At 56.1% G+C, this 17,849-nt stretch carries 19 protein-coding genes; 3 read left to right on the top strand and 16 right to left on the bottom strand.

The genetic code is table 11. The features are described from left to right. Positions 1-2: 2 nt before the first annotated feature. The 5 genes from AUC45_RS06465 to AUC45_RS06450 all read right to left on the bottom strand — a co-directional run bounded on the left by AUC45_RS06465 (position 3) and on the right by AUC45_RS06450 (position 3,015). A complete protein-coding gene (locus AUC45_RS06465) occupies positions 3-1,799 on the bottom strand; it encodes an asparagine synthetase B (RefSeq protein WP_197409522.1) in 1,797 nt (598 codons plus the stop codon). A gap of 14 nt (positions 1,800-1,813) precedes the next feature. Next, positions 1,814-2,239, bottom strand: a complete 426-nt coding sequence (locus AUC45_RS06460; RefSeq protein WP_067600045.1) for a lasso peptide biosynthesis B2 protein — start codon at positions 2,237-2,239, stop codon at positions 1,814-1,816. Continuing rightward, on the bottom strand, positions 2,240-2,524 hold the full coding sequence (locus tag AUC45_RS06455; RefSeq protein ID WP_067600042.1) for a PqqD family protein: 285 nt from the start codon (positions 2,522-2,524) through the stop codon (positions 2,240-2,242). Between the two features lie 101 nt (positions 2,525-2,625). Next, positions 2,626-2,763: a putative RiPP precursor gene (locus AUC45_RS15710; RefSeq protein WP_156423778.1), complete on the bottom strand. Its 138-nt coding sequence runs from the start codon at positions 2,761-2,763 to the stop codon at positions 2,626-2,628. A 105-nt stretch (positions 2,764-2,868) separates the two neighbouring features. Continuing rightward, positions 2,869-3,015 (bottom strand): lasso RiPP family leader peptide-containing protein, encoded by a 147-nt coding sequence (locus AUC45_RS06450; protein ID WP_156423777.1) that lies wholly within the window; start codon positions 3,013-3,015, stop codon positions 2,869-2,871. A 218-nt stretch (positions 3,016-3,233) separates the two neighbouring features. On the opposite strand from AUC45_RS06450, the gene AUC45_RS06445 reads away from it, so the two are divergent. After that, positions 3,234-4,292, top strand: coding sequence for a nucleotidyltransferase family protein (locus AUC45_RS06445; RefSeq protein WP_067600036.1), 1,059 nt, complete (start codon positions 3,234-3,236; stop codon positions 4,290-4,292). A 4-nt stretch (positions 4,293-4,296) separates the two neighbouring features. Here the strand turns inward: AUC45_RS06445 and AUC45_RS06440 are convergent, their stop codons facing one another. Both AUC45_RS06440 and AUC45_RS06435 read right to left on the bottom strand, forming a co-directional pair. Continuing rightward, complete coding sequence (locus tag AUC45_RS06440; RefSeq protein WP_067600033.1) at positions 4,297-4,869, bottom strand: polysaccharide biosynthesis/export family protein; 573 nt, start codon at positions 4,867-4,869, stop codon at positions 4,297-4,299. Positions 4,870-4,936: 67 nt separating this feature from the next. Further along, positions 4,937-5,920, bottom strand: coding sequence for a glycosyltransferase family 2 protein (locus tag AUC45_RS06435; protein WP_067600032.1), 984 nt, complete (start codon positions 5,918-5,920; stop codon positions 4,937-4,939). Between the two features lie 35 nt (positions 5,921-5,955). Here AUC45_RS06435 and AUC45_RS06430 point away from each other — a divergent pair, with 35 nt between their 5' ends. Next, a complete protein-coding gene (locus tag AUC45_RS06430; protein ID WP_067600029.1) occupies positions 5,956-6,699 on the top strand; it encodes a metallophosphoesterase in 744 nt (247 codons plus the stop codon). Positions 6,700-6,702: 3 nt separating this feature from the next. On the opposite strand, the gene AUC45_RS06425 is transcribed toward AUC45_RS06430, so the two are convergent. Together AUC45_RS06425 and AUC45_RS06420 are read right to left on the bottom strand one after the other, a co-directional pair. Continuing rightward, positions 6,703-7,983, bottom strand: a complete 1,281-nt coding sequence (locus tag AUC45_RS06425) for a cell wall hydrolase (protein ID WP_067600026.1) — start codon at positions 7,981-7,983, stop codon at positions 6,703-6,705. A gap of 81 nt (positions 7,984-8,064) precedes the next feature. Continuing rightward, the gene (locus AUC45_RS06420) at positions 8,065-9,063 is read right to left on the bottom strand and encodes an acyltransferase (protein ID WP_067600023.1); all 999 of its coding nucleotides are present in this window, start codon (positions 9,061-9,063) and stop codon (positions 8,065-8,067) included. Positions 9,064-9,229: 166 nt separating this feature from the next. Here AUC45_RS06420 and AUC45_RS06415 point away from each other — a divergent pair, with 166 nt between their 5' ends. Beyond that, on the top strand, positions 9,230-10,267 hold the full coding sequence (locus tag AUC45_RS06415; RefSeq protein WP_067600020.1) for a glycosyltransferase: 1,038 nt from the start codon (positions 9,230-9,232) through the stop codon (positions 10,265-10,267). Here the strand turns inward: AUC45_RS06415 and AUC45_RS06410 are convergent. Genes AUC45_RS06410 through AUC45_RS15510 form a run of 7 tightly spaced genes read right to left on the bottom strand, consistent with a single transcriptional unit; the run spans position 10,264 to position 17,777 of the window. Further along, entirely contained in the window at positions 10,264-11,022 is a 759-nt protein-coding gene (locus tag AUC45_RS06410; protein ID WP_156423776.1) for a sulfotransferase, read from the bottom strand. The genes AUC45_RS06415 and AUC45_RS06410 overlap by 4 nt on opposite strands. 17 nt (positions 11,023-11,039) lie before the next feature. Beyond that, positions 11,040-12,035 carry a glycosyltransferase gene (locus AUC45_RS06405; protein WP_067600013.1) on the bottom strand — a complete coding sequence of 332 codons (996 nt, stop codon included), beginning with the start codon at positions 12,033-12,035 and terminating at the stop codon, positions 11,040-11,042. A 1-nt stretch (position 12,036) separates the two neighbouring features. Beyond that, positions 12,037-13,071, bottom strand: a complete 1,035-nt coding sequence (locus AUC45_RS06400) for a glycosyltransferase (RefSeq protein WP_082701006.1) — start codon at positions 13,069-13,071, stop codon at positions 12,037-12,039. Positions 13,072-13,074: 3 nt separating this feature from the next. Further along, on the bottom strand, positions 13,075-14,607 hold the full coding sequence (locus tag AUC45_RS06395) for a lipopolysaccharide biosynthesis protein (protein ID WP_067600007.1): 1,533 nt from the start codon (positions 14,605-14,607) through the stop codon (positions 13,075-13,077). 31 nt (positions 14,608-14,638) lie between these two features. Then, the gene (locus tag AUC45_RS06390) at positions 14,639-15,667 is read right to left on the bottom strand and encodes a hypothetical protein (protein ID WP_156423775.1); all 1,029 of its coding nucleotides are present in this window, start codon (positions 15,665-15,667) and stop codon (positions 14,639-14,641) included. An 11-nt stretch (positions 15,668-15,678) separates the two neighbouring features. Continuing rightward, on the bottom strand, positions 15,679-16,686 hold the full coding sequence (locus tag AUC45_RS06385) for a glycosyltransferase family 2 protein (protein ID WP_156423774.1): 1,008 nt from the start codon (positions 16,684-16,686) through the stop codon (positions 15,679-15,681). Further along, positions 16,683-17,777 carry a glycosyltransferase gene (locus tag AUC45_RS15510; protein WP_156423773.1) on the bottom strand — a complete coding sequence of 365 codons (1,095 nt, stop codon included), beginning with the start codon at positions 17,775-17,777 and terminating at the stop codon, positions 16,683-16,685. The genes AUC45_RS06385 and AUC45_RS15510 overlap by 4 nt, the downstream gene beginning before the upstream one ends. Positions 17,778-17,849 lie beyond the last annotated feature (72 nt).

Below are 17,849 nucleotides of genomic sequence, written 5' to 3'. Positions count from 1 at the left end.
AGTTACCCCTGCGTTTCGGCCAGAATACCAGCATCCCTATCCATTGCCAGCCAGCGTCCCAGAACCGCCGCGCGCCATAGCCCGCGAGCGGTAGCAATGGAAATGTTTGCGCCTTCCCGCTCCACTTTGGCCCAGTTTTCCGTGAGCCATTGCCGACTAACGTATTGGGTCAGAACCGGATTATCGGGATCAGCCCATTTACGGGCAAAAGAGCTCGCGCAAAATCCGTTGACGAAATCCTGCGAAAAATCATTCTTGTCACGCCGGTTCGCTACTGATGCGGGGACAAGCGGCCGGATTGCTTCGCGAAGGATATAGCGCGTAAAGCCATTGCGCAATTTCCAGTGGGAAGGGAGGGACACGCTGAATTCCGCCAAGTCGCGCGACATGAACGGCATGCCGATCTTGAGACCATGAAAGCGACCGGTGAGCATTATGGTTTCGAGTGCATGGGGTTGAAGCGGATTGGAGAGTGCTGCGATGTGAACATCTCGCTCAGTATGTTCGGGACGTGCCTGGATTGGGCGCGGGTCGTCGTCTTCAGGTGGGCAAGGAGGCGGCATGCCGGCGGCCGGTATGTCAGTACCCTCTTGAACGGCAGATTTCTCGCGTTTGATCTTTGATTTCAGCCAGCGCCATTCCGACCGGTGCACCAGATATCGTTCGAACATTTTCCACCTTGGCTGCAGGGTAAGAGCAGAGGCCCCGGCTGTCTCGCGCCACAGGGTGAGCCATTGACCCGCAGCGGCCAGCTCGTTCAATCGGCCGATACCATAGGAGACAATCTCATCCCCTCCATGTCCGTGGAGTACGGTTTTGAGGTTATGGCCCTTTGCGTATTCGAACAGCGATGTGCTGACCGAAACGCCGTAACCAAAGCATGGCCCATCCAATGCGGTGAGCAGATCGTCCATGTCTGCAAAAGGATCGCGTGCGCCGCTTGGCAGGCTGCGATGTTCCATTGCGAGCGTTTGGCGCATTGCGTCGATGTGCGGGCGGTCGACCCAGTCCGGGTTGCCTTCGTAGGTGAGCGAGAGTGTAGTGATGTCTTGGGCCCGCTTGCGCATATTAGCGACCAGTGCGGCAACAGCCGAGGAATCGAGACCGCCACTGAGAAGCACGGCGAGTTCGTCATCCAATCCGCCGCTCAATCGGGTTTCTTTCGCCAGAAGTTCTCGGAAATGGCTTACTGCATCACTTGAAGGTTCAGTGGGGGCAATCGCCTCGAGAGACCAGTAGCGCTCGCATCTTTCTTCATCGGGGCATATCACCATCCAGTGGCCGGGCGGCAATCGCGTCAGCCCTTGGTGGAACGTGCCACTATTGCTCGTGATCTCTCCGCGTACGAAATCGGCGACCATCTGAAGATCGGGGATCGAGGATAGCTGTGCCCCCCGCCGCGCCGCGCGGGGACAGGATGCCGCGGAAATCGTGGATGCCTCGCGCGCTAGGAAGAGCGGCTCCACTCCCAAAGCGTCACGCGCCAAGTATGTCTGGTGAGTCTTGGGATCGAACACCGCAATCGCGAATGGTCCGCGAAGATGTGTGGCCAGTTGCAAGCCCCACTTATTCCATGCGGCCTTGATGATTGGCGCGGTTTCTGAGCTCTCGCCCGTGTCCAACTTCGCACGCAGATCTTCCGCATTGTCCGCGCGCCACATCCCCGCAACGCAAAGTCCCGTGTTTGGATCAATGTGGCTGAATGCGCCGGTGGCTTCGGCAAGAGAACTGCTGTGATGGCAGACCGCCTTGCCTTCCCTCCGGTTTACCGAGAATGTCCATTCAAGCGATGCTGTCATCTGGTGTCCGGGCATCAGCCGGGTTTCAGATCAGTCATCACGGTGTAGCGATCAATATTCGATTGCGGCCCCCCGATCAGGATTGCGCCCTGAAAAATGACCCAGGCATGCGCCATGATCCGGCCCGCACCATTAGTCCTGACGCCAATGCGGATGACCGCTTCCTCGCCGCGCTTCCCAAGCATATGCTGCAATGCAAGCGCCTGTGTGAGGCAAGTTGCAAAAGGAACAATGCGGGATGTGTTCTTGACCGCCCAGGCAATCGCCCCAGCCGATGGCTCTGACGGGATGTCGCCTTCTGACGCAACGCTGATTGATCGAGAAAGGCGCTTGTATTTGACGAAGCACAAAGCGATCCGAAAATAGATGACGACGCACAATGCCCGGCACAGCAAGAAGAAGTGGCGCCTGCCCAATATCCAGTATCGCCGCAGCTTCATTTATCCTCGCGCGATGATGAGCCCTGCAGTGGAAAACTGGTCTAGCATGAAAAGGACGTCGGCAAGGGCGGTTTCATCGTCAACATCGTATGTCTGAGACAGTTTACCGGCAATCTGCGATCCGCTCATCGGACCGTCGGCCAGTTGCTCCCAGATAAAATTGGCGGTGCCGTTGAGCTGGAAATAGGTGCTGGTTTCAAGGTCAAGCAGCGCCCCGCCATCCTTTATCTCGCACACCACCACATGGTCGGATCGGACGAATCCTTGTTTTTCGTCGATTGTCATAGTGTGGTCAATACACCTTCAGATCAGCAGCGGACATTTTGGGCCCACCATCAAAAACGGCCGCAAAATGCGGCCGTTTTCTTAATAGCTGATTGATCGCCTTACGAAAAGGTCAGATCGCTGAATGGAGTGCCATCTGGAAAAGCCTGGTCAAGGTTGTCACCCGTGCCAGCAGCTTTTGTCATGGCTTCAAAAGAACCGAGCTTGTTAAACTCAGGCTTTTCGTATGTCTTTTTCATTGGTCAGCTCCGTGTCGGAATTTCGTGTTTGATTATGTGTGCAACCCACGGTCTCCCGCGCAGTAATCGGCCTTGTCTTTAGTTTTTCAGCCGCTGCCCGAATTGTTATGAAAAGGTCATGTCCGGCGGGCCGTCGCCGCCGCCTGTGCGTGCAAATCCCATGTCGTCGCTGCCGCCGGGATTGGCTGCTTGTGTCATTGTTTCAAACGAACCCAGCTTTTCAATTGCCGGCTTTTCATACGCTTTCTTCATAGAGCGCTCCGTGTCGAGAAGATCGAATCGATCCAAAAATTAGTTAACCCACTGTGAGCGTCCCGATTTCCAAAAATTTTACGATTTCGCAATCGCAATATTTCCAGAACCCGAGGCAATCCCAAAATGGGACAATTGGCAGCGTAGAGGTTATGACGCCTCAAATTTCTCGCAGCCGAGCGTTTCCTTTTCCCAACTATTAACCTAAAGCGATTTTAATGTCAGCGAAAGCACAAGAGACTCTGATTTCTTTCCTTTCAACGGGGATTTGCAACGCTTCACAGACGTTTTCGGGTCTGGAGGACGCGGAATGGCGGGCCTTGGAGGCCACCGCACGTCAGAACAACGTCTTTCCGCTGCTGTCGCATGCTGTCGAGTCGCTCGGTATTCAGCTGCCACCCAGAGCTGAGGAAAGCATGGCCCAGATGCGCTCTGATTGCTTTTCAAAGGCCATGGGGCATATCGCGGCCGCTGTTAGATTATGCCGGAATTTCCACACGCATGGGATTGATGTGATCTGTGTGAAAGGGACGGCGCGCGCCTTTGAGGTCTATGGCAAATGGGATGCACGTTTCACGCATGACATCGATTTGCTCGTTCGCAGCCGAGACTATCGGGGCGCTGCTAAAGTCCTCACAAAAATCGGCTATGATGCACCTATCTCAGAGAGCGATGTGTGGTGGCACGATTTTCTCGGAGAATCGCCATATCTTCCGGTCGACACGACCGGGCCGACGGTCGATCTCCACCACAAGCTGCACCAGCCCGGAACACCAGCGCTTACACATCTCGATCCGCTTCATGAGCGCCGGGTAACGCGCCAACTTGGTAATTTCTCGCTTCCCATGCTGGACAAGCGCGATGCGATGATGCTGACGGCGAACAGCTTCGGCAAAGCGATCAGAGCGCGCCAACCTTGGCTGAGCTATGCGCATGAGATCGCGTTTGCCCGCGCAAACGATCCTGAAATGACCGATGACGTCCTTGATGAACACGCTGCGCAATCAGGCATGAGCAGGCTATGGGAGCATGCGAAGAAGGCGGGCGATGCAGTGTTTGGCGAAGACGCTTCCAAAGCCAAGCGGGAGCGCGCCCTGATCGATTTGGCCCGCATCAATTTCTTGCCCGAACCCGTCCCCATGTACCGATCAAAGCTGCTGTGGCGCTGGAGCGAAGGCAGTATCATCCGCCCGTTCACATTCCTGCGCGAACTTGGCTGGGTGACACTCGCAGATATTCAGCACGACCTGTTCGCCAGCCGCCGCTGGAAGACGTGAACGTTTAGAAGTAGCGCTCACCCACGCGGATCGTATCGCCGGGGCGCAGGTAAATCGCGCGGCCTTGGTCAAGCTCGTAAGTGAATTCCTTGTCATCGCCCGCGCGCCGGATGAAGACGCGTCGGCGATCGGCGCGATAGGTGAATCCACCTGCGAGCGCGACAGCCTGAAGCGCGGTGAGTTCAGGTTTATATTTGAACTCGCCTGATCGTCCGACTTCGCCGAGGACGTAGACCGGGCGGAAATTCAGCACTTCGACATTGACCCTCGGATCATTGAGGTAACCATCGGCAAGTTTGCTGGTCAGAAAGGCTGAAAACTCGTTCGCGGTTTTACCCGATGCTGGAACATCACCGAGCAGTGGGAAGGCGATATCTCCAGCCGTCGTGATGACGTAATTGCGCGATAGAGCGGGTTCACCGAAGACGGTGATCCGCAACTGATCTGCCGCTTCCAACCGATATTCATTGGTTGCGTACGGATCCAGAGCAAGCGGAGGCGTGCCGCCAACGCAACCCGCCAGGCTTCCCGTCAGGGCCAATGACGCAGCGCATATCACGGCATGGCGTTTGTTCATGTGCTTCACTCCAATTGTTGCGAGCGGCCTTAATCATCGGCGTGCGCTCGCGCAATATGTGCGTCTGTCAGGCGTTGCCCGTCAGCCGCCTCCACCGCGCTGCGATAGGCATTGCAAAATGACGCAAAGCTGAAGGCCGCTCGATGATAGCGCCAAGAGCCGCTGCGAATCTCTTCGCTTTCAAAGCATCAATGCTGCGCGAAAACGCTGCAGCATCAAGGATGGAGGCATAACGCGCATCATACGCATTCGAAGCCTTGCCAGCCGCCTGAACCTTTGCGCGAATATCCTTTTCCGACTGCACCATCAGGGCGCTGTTTTTCGCTGACAATCGGTGTGAGATCGACGCATCGTGCTTGCGATATCGATAAAGCGGTTTGGGAAAATAAGCATAGTGCGCACCGCCTAGCAGGAGACGGATGACAAGCTCATCATCTTCGCCAATACGCAAATCGGTGCGGTATCGTTCAGAGCTGAGTGCGTCGCGGCGAATTATGGGTTTCAAGAAGCCAAGATTGGGCTCGGATGAGAACATCACTGTCCCCGCAAAATATGCTTCAAGCGAAATAGTGTCTGATTGGGGACGGAAGGTATCGCCGAGGTGCCGGCATGTTTCAATTTCATCACCAAACACGCGTAAGTCATCAGCTATCATATCGGCGCCCCACGATTCCGCCGCGTCAACCAATCTCCGACATCGTTCCGGTTCAAACGCATCGTCGCAGTCGAGCATTGCATACCAGCGCCCGCGCATATGCTCGATCCCAACATTGCGTGCACCGCCCGGACCTGAGTTCTGTGCGGTTTGAAATACTCTTACTCGCGGATCGCGGCGCGCCCATTCCTGCGCCAATTGCATGCTCTGATCGCTCGAATGATCATCAATCACCAGGACTTCAAGAGAGATGCTGGCCTGGGCGAGTGCCGATTGAACCGCCTCATCCAGATATTCGGCAGCGTTGTAACACGCCATAATGATTGAGATTTCCGGCTCATCACCGGAGGTGCGAAGCGCTGCTTGATCGCGTGCTGAGGGTTCAATTTTTGACACTGACAAATTGCGCTTTTTTGGTATGATAATCCGCTATGTACGCTTTTCCGAAGCTAACTGCACGCGACCCTCGCCCGGTCAAGGGGGAACGCATCTATGCAATCGGAGACGTTCACGGTCGATATGACCTAATGATCCAGCTTCTTGAGCGGATTATCAATCATTTCCCGACACTTGAACCAAAACCATCTCAATTGACGGTGCTTTTACTCGGCAATCTGATCGATCATGGTCCCTATGGTGCGCATTGCGTGGAATTGGCCAAGGCTTTGGCTGAAGAAGCGCGCGCTACAACGTTGTTGGGCCTGCACGAACATCTTCTGCTCGAAAGCCTTGATGGCAAAGGCGAAGCTCAGGAGGCGTGGCTTGCTATGGGCGGAATGGCGACATTGAAAAGCTACGGCATCGGCGCACCGAAACTATCCGAAGACCCGTTTGATTTCGCTGATCGGTTGGAAGACGGTATCCCAGATGATCACATCGCGTTTCTGCGATCGCTCGATGCATCTTACTCGAGCGGTTCGTACTTTTTCGCCCATGCGGGTGTAAAACCGGGAGTTTCAATCGCCAAGCAGAGCCGCAAAGCGCTGTTTTCGGTAGGCGAGGAATTCACCCAGTCAGATCGCTGGCATGGCCAGATCGTGGTGCATGGACACAGCACAGTGGATTATGTCGAAGTCCACGAAAACCGGATCGCGATTGATACCGGCGCCCATAAGACGGGCAAGCTGACCGCATTGTGCCTGCAAGACACGCATATTCAGGCGTTTTCGACCTGACCCCTATCGGGTGAGAAGCGCCAGTTCCGCAGCACGGGCTGGCGACCCGAGGCACTTTGAACTGCCCGCCTGCGCCCACTTGCCGCAATCCCAATAGACCTGCTGTTTGCGGTTACGCAGTTCCTGACTGTAAACGATGTCAGGCGGGTTCCGCTTGAGGCTCTCGGGATCGAACTGACTGGGCATCGGGCGACCTGCGCTCCATCCAACGACACGGCAACTTGCTCGGTTGCCGCATAACCCAACGGCATCCAGAGCCCAGCGGCCCGGCTTCATATCGGCGGTGATCGGCTTGATGATAGGCTTCTGCCAATTCGAAGCTGGGGCAGGAGGCGCTGTTTTGACAGGCGCTTCGGCAAAGGCGAGTTCGAATGTGTCGGCTGTGCCCAGTGCACTGGCAGCTTCTTCTGCTTCGGCCAGTTGTGCATCGCTTGCGCCGCCATCGTGCCAGATATCGTAAGCGGCGATGCTCCCGATGGCAGGTTCTTTCCCGGCGGGCCTGGACGTGAATGCATCCTTGGTGCCCCAATATCCCGGCCAGCGGAAGAAAACGTGGGTTTTCACCGCCGCAGTCTTATCGAGATTGTCACTCCAGTGCGGATAGACCCAATCGGTGTGGTAGTGCGTTGACCAGCCGACGCGCGGATCGGTTGCGCCGCGCAGCATCATGGCTGCCAGCGTTTTTGCCGCCTGGTATTGCTGATCGGAATACTGCCGCCGCTGCATGGATCCGTCACAGGTGAAACTGAACTGGCACCCGGTCGAGCGTGCAGCCCCTTGGAACACCACGCCGCAAACGCTGTTTGGCCAGGCTGGATGGCGCACCCGGTTGAGTACGACTTGCATGACGGGACGCTGATCATCGCGCGATGGTCCCGCTTCATAAAGTCCTGCAACCGCTAGGCAGCCTTCGGCGCGGTAGAGATCAGCGCCAGAAAGGCCGGAAGCAAAGCTGGATGCAGGCGCGATGGGCCGGTCACCAAAAGGTCGTGCGGCATTGAGCTCGAATGCGGATTGCGGGGTGAGTTCATCGCCAAGACCCTCTGGCGCGTCTGCACCCACCGCAACAAAATCAGCGGCCATCGCCGAGATATCGGCCAAGGGAATGCGGTTTGTGGGCGCTGCGCTTTTGCGATTGAGCGATACCGAAAAGACGGTTTTATAATCGCCCTGAATTACCGGCAGCATGGCCCATGCAGCCCCCGCCGCAGCACCAAGCGCAGCGAGTGCGAGCACCAGCCAAGCCAGCTTTTTGGCAAAAGACGAGGACGAAATCGCAACCATGGCTTCTCATTATCGCGATTCTTTGGCCATTTTGCGAGTCATTGAGGCAAGCGAGCGCACTTTTGTCTCGCACTGCAGCATTTATGCGTTGCTTGAAGCTGGAAGGTGCCGCTCCAACAACGCATCGCCTGATTTGCGCAGATATTTTCGCGCCGGCTGTTCGATGCAGACGTATGCGATCTGCGCTAGGATGGCTGTCAGCACGAGAATAGCAGCGAGATTTAACGCCGCATTTCCAAACCCGCCGGTCTCATACTTCACAAACCAGATTGCATGGCGGTGAAGGAGGTAGAGGCCAAAGGAAATCTCGCCTAGCCAGTAGAGCAATGGTGAACTTAAAATCTGGGATGTCCGGTTCTCGACACCGATGGCGCAAGTCCATACAAGCCCCGCACAAATCAAAAGCGTCACCGGATCAGCGTAAAGCGATCCTGGTATCACTGGGTTGGAAATGAACGACGGTATGATGAAGTAGGCAATCAGCAGGCAAGGCATTAGCCAGTTTGCAATCGCGACGCTTCGGGAGCCAGCCCTGGCTGCAATAACGCCCACGATCATGCCAATCAGAAAGACATGGAAGTAACGCAGCAGACTGATTTTGGCGAAGCCATCGGTGACGAGGAATGATACCACCACCATGATCGCGGCAGCGGCATAGAGTGCAGTATCAGTCAGCCATCCCTTTCCGCGCATGACCCACATGAGCACAAACGCGCCGTAGAAGTGGAATTCGACCGCAATCGTCCAAACCGTGTAGGCAGAGCCGTAAAGCATCAAGTGCTCGCTGACCTGAGCGATATCGAGCCAGAAAATGTTCGCCCCTGTAAAATAGTTTAGCACCGCGGTGCCGATAATCACGAGAGCGAACAGCGGATAAATACGCGCAAGTCGTGCGATCGCATACTGGGCGATAGAGCGCAGCGTGGCAGGCTTCTCCATGTAAAGCCGCGCCATTAGAAACCCGCTAAGAATAAAAAACAGCATCACCCCTAGCGACGCATCGAACTGCGTCCGGGTCGCGTGGGCGAACAGCACGGAGAGCGCCGCGACCCCGCGAAGTCCATGAAGCGTTCGGATCATCTCTGCTCTCAATAGTGTTTGATAAGCCGCATCGGTGTTTTCAGCCTTAACGTAAAGCAGCCTGCGCGCTTCAACGCAATTATGGCACGGCTTTGAAAATAACCTTGATTAGCACCCCAGCTTCTCTTTTAGGCACGAGGCAGCCCAATAAGCGGAGCCGCTGACTGTGTCCGATATCACTGATAGCACTGAATTCCCTGTCAGCCTTTCGGTTGTGCTTTCCGTTTATAACGGCGAGGAGTTCGTGGCGGATGCGATCCAGTGCATGCTCGATCAGACATTCACCGATTTTGAGCTTATTCTGATCAACGACGGGTCCAAAGACGGATCACTTGACATCATGCAGCGGTATGCGGCTAGCGATGATCGCATTCGCATCATTGATCAGGAGAATACGGGCCTGACGATCGCGCTGCGGCGCGGCGTGGATGCGGCTCGGGGCGAATACATTGCCCGCATGGATGTCGATGACGTGTCGCTGCCGCATCGCTTTGAAAAGCAGATGGCGCTTGTAAGAGCCAACCCCGAACTGGTGGCGGTGACATGCGATGTTGAGCACTTTTATGAAGATGGCTCACCGCCACATGTCGCAAAATTCCCAATGGATCCGCGCACATTGCCGCTCTTCCTTGCCTTCTCAAACCGGATTGGCGGGCATGGCCAGATGATTTATCGCCGTGATACCTATCAGGCGGTTGGCGGATATGATCCTGATTTCAATCTTGCAGAGGATTATGACCTCTGGACCCGCATGATCGCCCTTGGCCCCTTCGGCGTCGTGCCCGAAGTGCTCTATCGCTATCGTTCGGGGCACGATAGTATCTCTTCACGCAACGCCAAGCGCCAGGCCGAAATCTCGGGCCGTGTTGCGCGCCGACAGTATAAGGCGATCACGGGCGAAGACATCGATCAGGATACCGCGTTTGCTCTGCGTGTTTTTTGGTCCGTTTCTGACATCAATCGGATCAGCGCGGCCGAGATTTCGCGCGCATCATCCGCGATGAGCCGCGCCGTCACGATTTTCTTTGCCAAGCACCCGGAACTTAAACCCGAGCAATATGAGGTAAAACGCTGGATCGCGGCCAAGTGGTGGTGGCGTCGCTATCATGTGACATGGAGCGATTTCGGGCGGAAATTCGCAGTACTCGGCAATGTTCTCAAATGGGGATCGAGCGCGGTAAAATCGCGCTATCTTGGAACCTAGGAAATCAGGCTCTTAACCGTGAGTTTCACCTTGCGCTTTGCTCGCTGAAGCAATCCTGGTGGTGGCGATTTCTTCTGCTGCCAATGGCTTTTGAGATGCATGAGCTTGGTTGAGGAGATATCTTCCAGCATCGCTTCATCGACAGGCTCTCCAAGCCATTCGAGCAGGCGTCGAAAGCCATCAACTGTTCCTTTGAATTCGGAATAGTCGAGTAAGAATGTGCGGTCTGGATACGCTTCGCGAGCGCGGGCAAAGCGGGAATCGGTTTGCGTGATGTTCTCTGCGACAGATTTCGGACTAATCTCGGCCCACCAGCCTGATTGCGCAACTTCATCGGCGCGGCGGGTAAGGAAGACGATGCGTGGATCATCAAAACGGGTCATGATGAATTCAATCACATCATCAAATTCGGCATCGCTGATCCAGTCGGTGGACATGGTGATGTCCTTCGTCCCGCACACTCTCGTCCCCTCAGGCGGTGTGAGCATTTCACGCGTGAACAAATCGGCAAGCGCTTTGCCAAACCTATCAGGACTGGTCTGCGACACGCCATAATGCGGGGATTTTACGCCAACTTTGATATCATTAGGCGAAAACTCCTCTTTTTCCCGGCGTGCGGAAACAGCCGCTTTTGCAAGGCCGGAAAGCACTCCCTTGCGCTCTCCACGGATGCAGTAGCCATCGATCCGATTCAGCAGACCCTGCACGACAGTTGACCCCGTCCGGCCATAGCAAAGGATGAAAAGGTGCTGCATGCGGTGGTTCTTTTCCTCTACCGTCCGATAGCGCTCAGACGCCACCGTGCTGCAAGGCCCAGCAGCAGAACTCGGCGGACGAGATTAGTTTTGCCTACGAGCGGCACGCGCCATTTGTAAGTCCGTGCAATGTGCATTCTCGCCTCGTGCTCGAACGAGGCAACATCCGGGTTCTTCGCGAAATAGTGTATGACTGCGCGCTCCATGGCCTCGCTGGCTTTGAACATTTCAGAGATTGGCGTTTTTTCAGGCTTTCGCGCCCACCACAGATCAATCAGCGCGCGAGCAGTTTCGTGCGTCAATGGCACTCCGGTAAGCCTTTCATGCTCTCGGCAGGCAATCTCCGTTGCGCAGCGCAATTGCGGTTCTTTGTTCTTGTCGGTCGTGCTGCCGTAGCCGACGCGCCATCTATACAGAATATCCTCAATCACCGCGAAGCGTCCCAGATGCAGCAGGCGGCACCACAGATCGTAGTCCTGCGAATATCGGAAATGCGGATCATACCCGCCAACCTTTGCATAGGCATCGCGGCGAAACATAACCTGTCCGTGTCCGCCAATGCGATTGGCAAAGCCATTGTAGAGCCCGATCAATTCCTCCGGGCCAATCTGATCAGAGACCATCTTGATCTTTCCATCATCGTGGAAATGCTCAAAATGCGATGTGACAGCGACGCATTCGGGTCTTTGATCGAGCACAGCGATCTGCCGCTCGAAACGGTCTGAAACCGACAGATCATCAGCATCCATTCGCGCAACATATTCGCCCATCGCCGCATTCATTCCGGTGACGGTCGCCTTAGTCGTCCCGCCATTTTCGCGGCTGATGATCTGGATACGCTTGTCGCGCGCGGCATAGCTTTCAAGGATATCAAGTGTGGCATCGCTCGAGCCGTCGTTGACGATGATGTAGTCAAAATCCCCATAGGTCTGACCCAGCACGCTCTCGATTGCGGCGCCAACATAGTCCTCATCATTGTAGGCCGCCATCACGCAGGTGAGTTTGTTTGCCATGTTATCCGCGCGCCGTTGCTTTTGCGATCAGGGCAGACGTTCCCCATTTGGCGATGTTCGCAGCGAAAATCGCGTGATAATCAAGATGAGAGGGCGGAACGCCCTTGGCCCGCCACCACCATCGCGCGGCGATGTTGCGGCGCACTTCGTATTCTTCGTGAGCGAGCTGAGGGTTCTGCTGAAAGAACGCTGTAACGGCTCGATCCATCGTTTTCGACACAGCGCTGGTGTCGCGCTGATTGGTGGCCGTGCCGGGCATGTTCCACCAGAAATAGCGCAATCCCAAGGCGATTTCCTCCGTGATCTGCTGGCCCGTCACCCTTGCATATTCGCGCCTGCATGTTCGCAAGGAATGGGAAGCCTGTTCGGACTTGCTGCGTTTTGAGATGCTGTCATGCCCTGTTCGAAAGCGGTAGATGATCTCACGCACGATACCAAAGTCTCCGAGCCTCAGCAGCCGGGCCCAAAGGTCATAATCCTGCGCCATGCGAAACGTGGTATCGTACCCGCCAGCTTTCTCGTAAGCATCGCGGCGAAACATCACCTGTCCATGCCCGCCAATGCGATTTCCGAAGCAGATATAGAGCCGCAGGAGCTTGGGATTGAGCCTCAATCGGGACACATGGCTGATTGTCCCGTCATCAAAGAAGTGTTCAACATCGCCGGTTGCAGCGACGAGATCTGGATCGCTCTCAAGCAGATACACCTGTTTCTCGAGGCGCTCTGGCATTGAAAAATCATCAGCGTCCATACGGGCAATGTATTTCCCACGGGCCGCCTCGCATCCGGTGCGCAAGGCTACGGTGAGCCCGGTATTGGCCTGATCGATCACTCGGATACGTGGATCACGGCCGGCGAAATCCTCGATGATGGCAAGCGATCCATCCGATGAACCGTCATTGATAAGGATGAACTCGAAATTTGTATAAGTCTGGTCGAGCACGCTTTGGATTGCGTCCGCCAGATAGGCCTCGCCATTAAAGACGGACATTACAACGGATATGGTCGGTGGGTTTGCCGCATTCGGTTGGGTCATCGCCTAACCCTCCTTCGGCATCAGTTTGACGCGGGCTTTGGCGATTAAATCCCACACAATCCCTGCACACTCATGCTCGACGGTGTTGCCTTTCCCGCCGATGACCCAAAGTGCATAGAGGATCAGAGGATAGGTGATCGCTCCTAGCGCAACGAGGGCCATCATCCTCGAAATCTCGGCAATCGGGCCATCGACATTAGGGATCGCATTATTGGCTCCGTAGACGATGGCGATCATTACGAGGATCGCGCAAAGCGGTCGCCAGATGAATGACCCATGATCGATCATAGAGACAGGGCTGATCTGTGACACGAGCCGGGCATTGAGCACGCAGTTCACTGAAACTGCGCCGATCTGGCCGATCATCCCGCCAATCAGCACGGCATACGCATCTGCATCGCCTTGCACATACCCGGCATAAAGACCGGCTATCACAAGCGGCCAACGGATGAAGAATGCGCGCAGATCGCGGTGGAACAATCTCTTGGTGTTGGCAGTTGCCATCGCGATTGCATCTATATTTTGGAACGTCTGGATGATCCGGGTTGCGGCGACAATCTGCATTAAGGGAACGGCGGGCAGCCATTTTGTCCCGATTGCCAGTCGGACGATGTCTTCTGCCAGAACGGCAAAGCCTGCCGCGATTGGAAAGACGATCAGGCAAAGCGCCCCTTGCGAACGCATATAACCGAGGCGCAGCCTCGTTTTGTCATCCTGAAGCCTGGAAAAAGCGGGAAAGAGGAGCGCCTTGATTGGTGAGGTCGCTTGTTCCAGCGTCTTGCTCACCAGCCTGCTGCTAAGGCTGTACTGACCAAGAATGCTCGGCGGGAGCAGATACCCGAACAGCAGCGGCGTCGCGCGCCAGTTCAGCGCTTGTACCCAGCGGCCAAATGTGAGCCAGATCGAGAAGGACAGCAGTTCGCGATATTCGCGCAGCATGGGTTTCGGCCGGAACGGTATGAGCAGATACGACACCGCGACGATTGCTGTCTCTGTCGCTAACACTCCGAACACCAGTGCCCAATAGCTTTGGTAAATCCAAGCTATCGAGACGGTGGTGCAGAAGCCTGCGACCTTGCTTGCAAGGCGGATGGTGAAGGACTGGCTGAAGCTTAATTCTCGTTCAAAAACAACGAGTTTGGGGTTAACGAAGGCGCCAACGAAAGTGATGAAACCCAACACCCAAAGGATTTCAGTGAGGCGAGGCTCATCGTAGAATGCGCTCAGCGGGTGGCCGAGCGCTGCAATCACGCCCCCGACGATAAGCCCGCGGATCACATTCATCGTCCAGGCTGTGTGATAGTGATCCTCGCTCGGATCGCGGTGTTGGATCAGCGCCTTGGAAAGCGAGAATTCCGAAATCACCCCGATAATGCTCACCAGCGCGGTCGCAATCGCCACCAGACCGAAATCCGACGGCATTAGCAGGCGCGCAAGAATGATCGTGCTGACAATTCCGAGCGAATTGACAGCCACGCTCGCCGCAGACACCCAGCCGGCGCCTTTCAGCAGTTTGGATCGGGACACTTCCATCATGCGTGACTAGCTATACTCATCCGCATCGGTTTCAGGAAAGCAAAGTGACATCATCGCGCGCTTCGATGATTTTGAGATCAGCTTCGTATTCGGTCCGCAGCCCTGCTCTCGCATCGTCGGAAAACGGCATAAACCGACCGCCCTTCGAACGTTCGCGCGGATGTTGTGCTTTCAAAGCGAGCATCTTGAAAACGCGCTGAGGCGGAGTGAGCGATCTTGCCATCTGGATCATCTGCTCGATTGCCTCTGGCGATGCGCTGGGCAAGATATCTGATTGCGAAGGCTTTTTCATATCGCGCGCCGGTAGACCGCTTAGCCGCGAAAGCACATCATTTTCTACTTTTGCAAAGTCCTCATACCGCCAAACAATGATTTTCGCATGGGGAAGGGCGCTGCGGATCGTGTCGATCACGTGGAGCCATTGCCCTTCGCAGGTTTGATTGGCCTCCATCATCTTTTCAGGCGTGGTGAACATGCCATGGCGCAGGGCCTCTGCATAAAGCGAAGCGAGAAAGGCAGGATAGGATCGGACTGCCAGCAACACTTCGACAGGGCGATCCTTCAGCGGTTCCTTCAACAATTCAAGCGTTTGTGACGCTCTGCGATAAAAGGGACTGCGATAACAATCATCGGGATTGCCGAGGATGTTTTCCTCAGAGATCGTGACTTCGTAATTATCGAGCAGCAATTCGTTTAACCGCTCTGCCGCTTTATGCAGGGCGTCGGGCGATTTGTTCCAGGGCGCTTTCCATCCGGAATCCTCCCCATTCGCGATCTCGCGTCTTGCCGCCCGTAGGGATCGCCGCACGGCATGCAATGGCCAATAGGCAACGCCTGCAGCGGCGCTTTCTGCACGGTTAAGCAGCAGAGTTTCCTGAATGTATGTCGATGCGGTCTTGTGCGCGCCGACATGCAATCTGACCACGGGTGCCACCACTTCTCCGGGTTCCCCTTGCCTCGTTTTGCTGGCGCAATCGCGACACTTGCCGCCGTATTTGTGCGCTGCAACACCGTTTCCTGTTGCACGGGTGTAGGACGGGCAGCGGGCAATGTCAGCCAAAGTGGGCGAGGCTAAACGCGCGTGTCGCCCGGTTCGTCTTGCAGTCCATATTTGGGACGATCACCGGCCCGATTTCCCAGCCACTCTGCCGTGAAGCCCGCCCCCCAGCTTGCATGCATGATCATCGCCGGGATTCCCGAGAGCATTGCCATGCCCCCGCCGCCTGCTTTGATGCCCGCCCATACGCCGTAGGCAAGGCAAGCCAGCGCCCACAGCGCGGCGGGAGCTGCAAAAATGGGGTGAAGAAAGGCCAGCGGCACTGCGCAAAGCGCACAGAAAATGCCGACAGGGATTAGCTGGCGCAATTTCATGCGCACCTTATGTCTGCGCACCGTGCGCGCGCGGCCCGTGCCATAGCGGAAATATTGCCGGGCTAGCGCGCCAAGCGATTTGCGCGGAAAATACGTGATGGCAGGTGCAGGATCGAGCCAGATGCGAAGGCCCTCTTTGGTCTGGCGCACATCGAATTCGGCATCCTCATTGCATGGCATTTGTTCGCAATAACCGCCCAGCTGTTTGAATGCCTCCACCCGCATCAGCGCGTGATGACCATGATCGACCCATTGGCCTTTCGACAAATGTCGATGTGCAGAGCCTCCCGTGCCAAGCGCGCTGTTTTGCGCAATCGCGGTAGCTTTCTGCCACCCTTCATTGCCCCGGGTGACCATGGGTACGACCACCGCATCGGCGTTTTCCCGCTCGGCAATTGCGATCAGCTGCGCGCCGTAATTGTCGGGATAAAGGCAATGCGCATCAATCCGCACCAGCCAATCCATCCCATCACCATATTGCGCGACCGCGCGATTGATCCCGGCTGATTGGATGCGGTCGGGATTGTCGAGCAATTTAAGGCGCGGATCGCGGGCCTGATGCTGGGCGATGATGGCAAGGCTTCCATCATCGCTGCCCCCATCGGCGACAACGAGTTTGGTGTAAGTCTGGTCGCCCAGCATCTGCGTGAGCAGCCCGTCGAGATGCTCGGCCTCATTAAGGCAGGGAATGACGGCAAGCACACTCATCGCACGCTCAAGCCCTCGATTGTGCGCACCAGATCGCGGCATTCCTCAAGCGAGCAGATGACAGTATCGCGCTCGATTTTGTCGATTGCTTGGCGCATTTGCGCAAGTTCGCTTGGAGCAACGCTCAAGATCCGCTCTGCCGCCTCTTCTGCATCACGCACGACCAATCCGGCATCGTGCCGTTTCAGCCAGTGGCCGACTTCGACATCGGCCAAGGCAATCGGGATCGCGCCATGTGCAATCGCTTCGTAGATACGATTGGGGAGAAGCCATTTGCTGTTGAGGCCTTCCTCGAACCAGTCAATGCTCCAAGCAAAATCGCACTGGCCATAAAGCTGCGGCAGATCATCGTAGGTGTAGGGTCCGGTGAAGGTGATGCCTTCGCAGCGAGCCGCCTCGGCTTCGAGGTTCGGCAATTCGGCTGGCGAGGGTTTGCCCGCGATCAGGACCTTAACCCGGCCTTCAGATCGCGTGATCAGTTGCGTTAGAAATTCCAGTGTGCGCTTGCATCGAAGCATCCCGAACCAGCCTATCGTGATAGGGCGATCCGTATCGGCGGGCTCTACGCTCTCTACCGCCGAGCCAATCGGATCAAGCAGCAGCTTGTTTTCTACCAGTACGATCTCACCGCCGATCTCGCGGCTCGCAAAGTGGTTGCGAATGAATGCAGGCGAGGAAGTGATGAGCAGATCTGAGCGTTGCAACAGCTTCTGCTCAATCCATTGGATGATGCGCGCTGGCAGGCTGTCACCCAACAGAGCGCGGTGTATGTCGAGGCATTCGTAGATGAGCGGGCGACCATCGGCGATGCGCGCGGCAATGGCCAACTGCTCCAGATTGCGCGCCATGATCGCATCGCACGCGGCAAAATGATCGCGCAGGGCCGAATTGCTGACCGCATTCTTCAACGTCATCGCTGCTCGGGCGGCGAGGGCGGCATCGTGCGACTGGCCGAGCATAAGCGCTCCTCGTCCGCGCGCCGCCACGCCCATTTCAGCATCGCGGCAAAACCCTGCCAGCGCCACATCCGCGCCGCCTGCACTCAGCATACGGCAGCGTCGCTCCACCGCAGCATCGTTCAGATTGTGCACGAGATAGCCTAGCCGCAAGAAAAGCCTCCATTCGGGCGGAGCTCGTTGATGGCAGTGTTTGTGCGCTGCAAC

This window comes from Erythrobacter sp. YT30, assembly GCF_001542875.1.
Taxonomy (GTDB): domain Bacteria; phylum Pseudomonadota; class Alphaproteobacteria; order Sphingomonadales; family Sphingomonadaceae; genus Erythrobacter.
The sequence above is the reverse complement of the archived record's forward strand: the minus strand, read 5'-3'. Positions and strand labels throughout refer to the sequence as shown.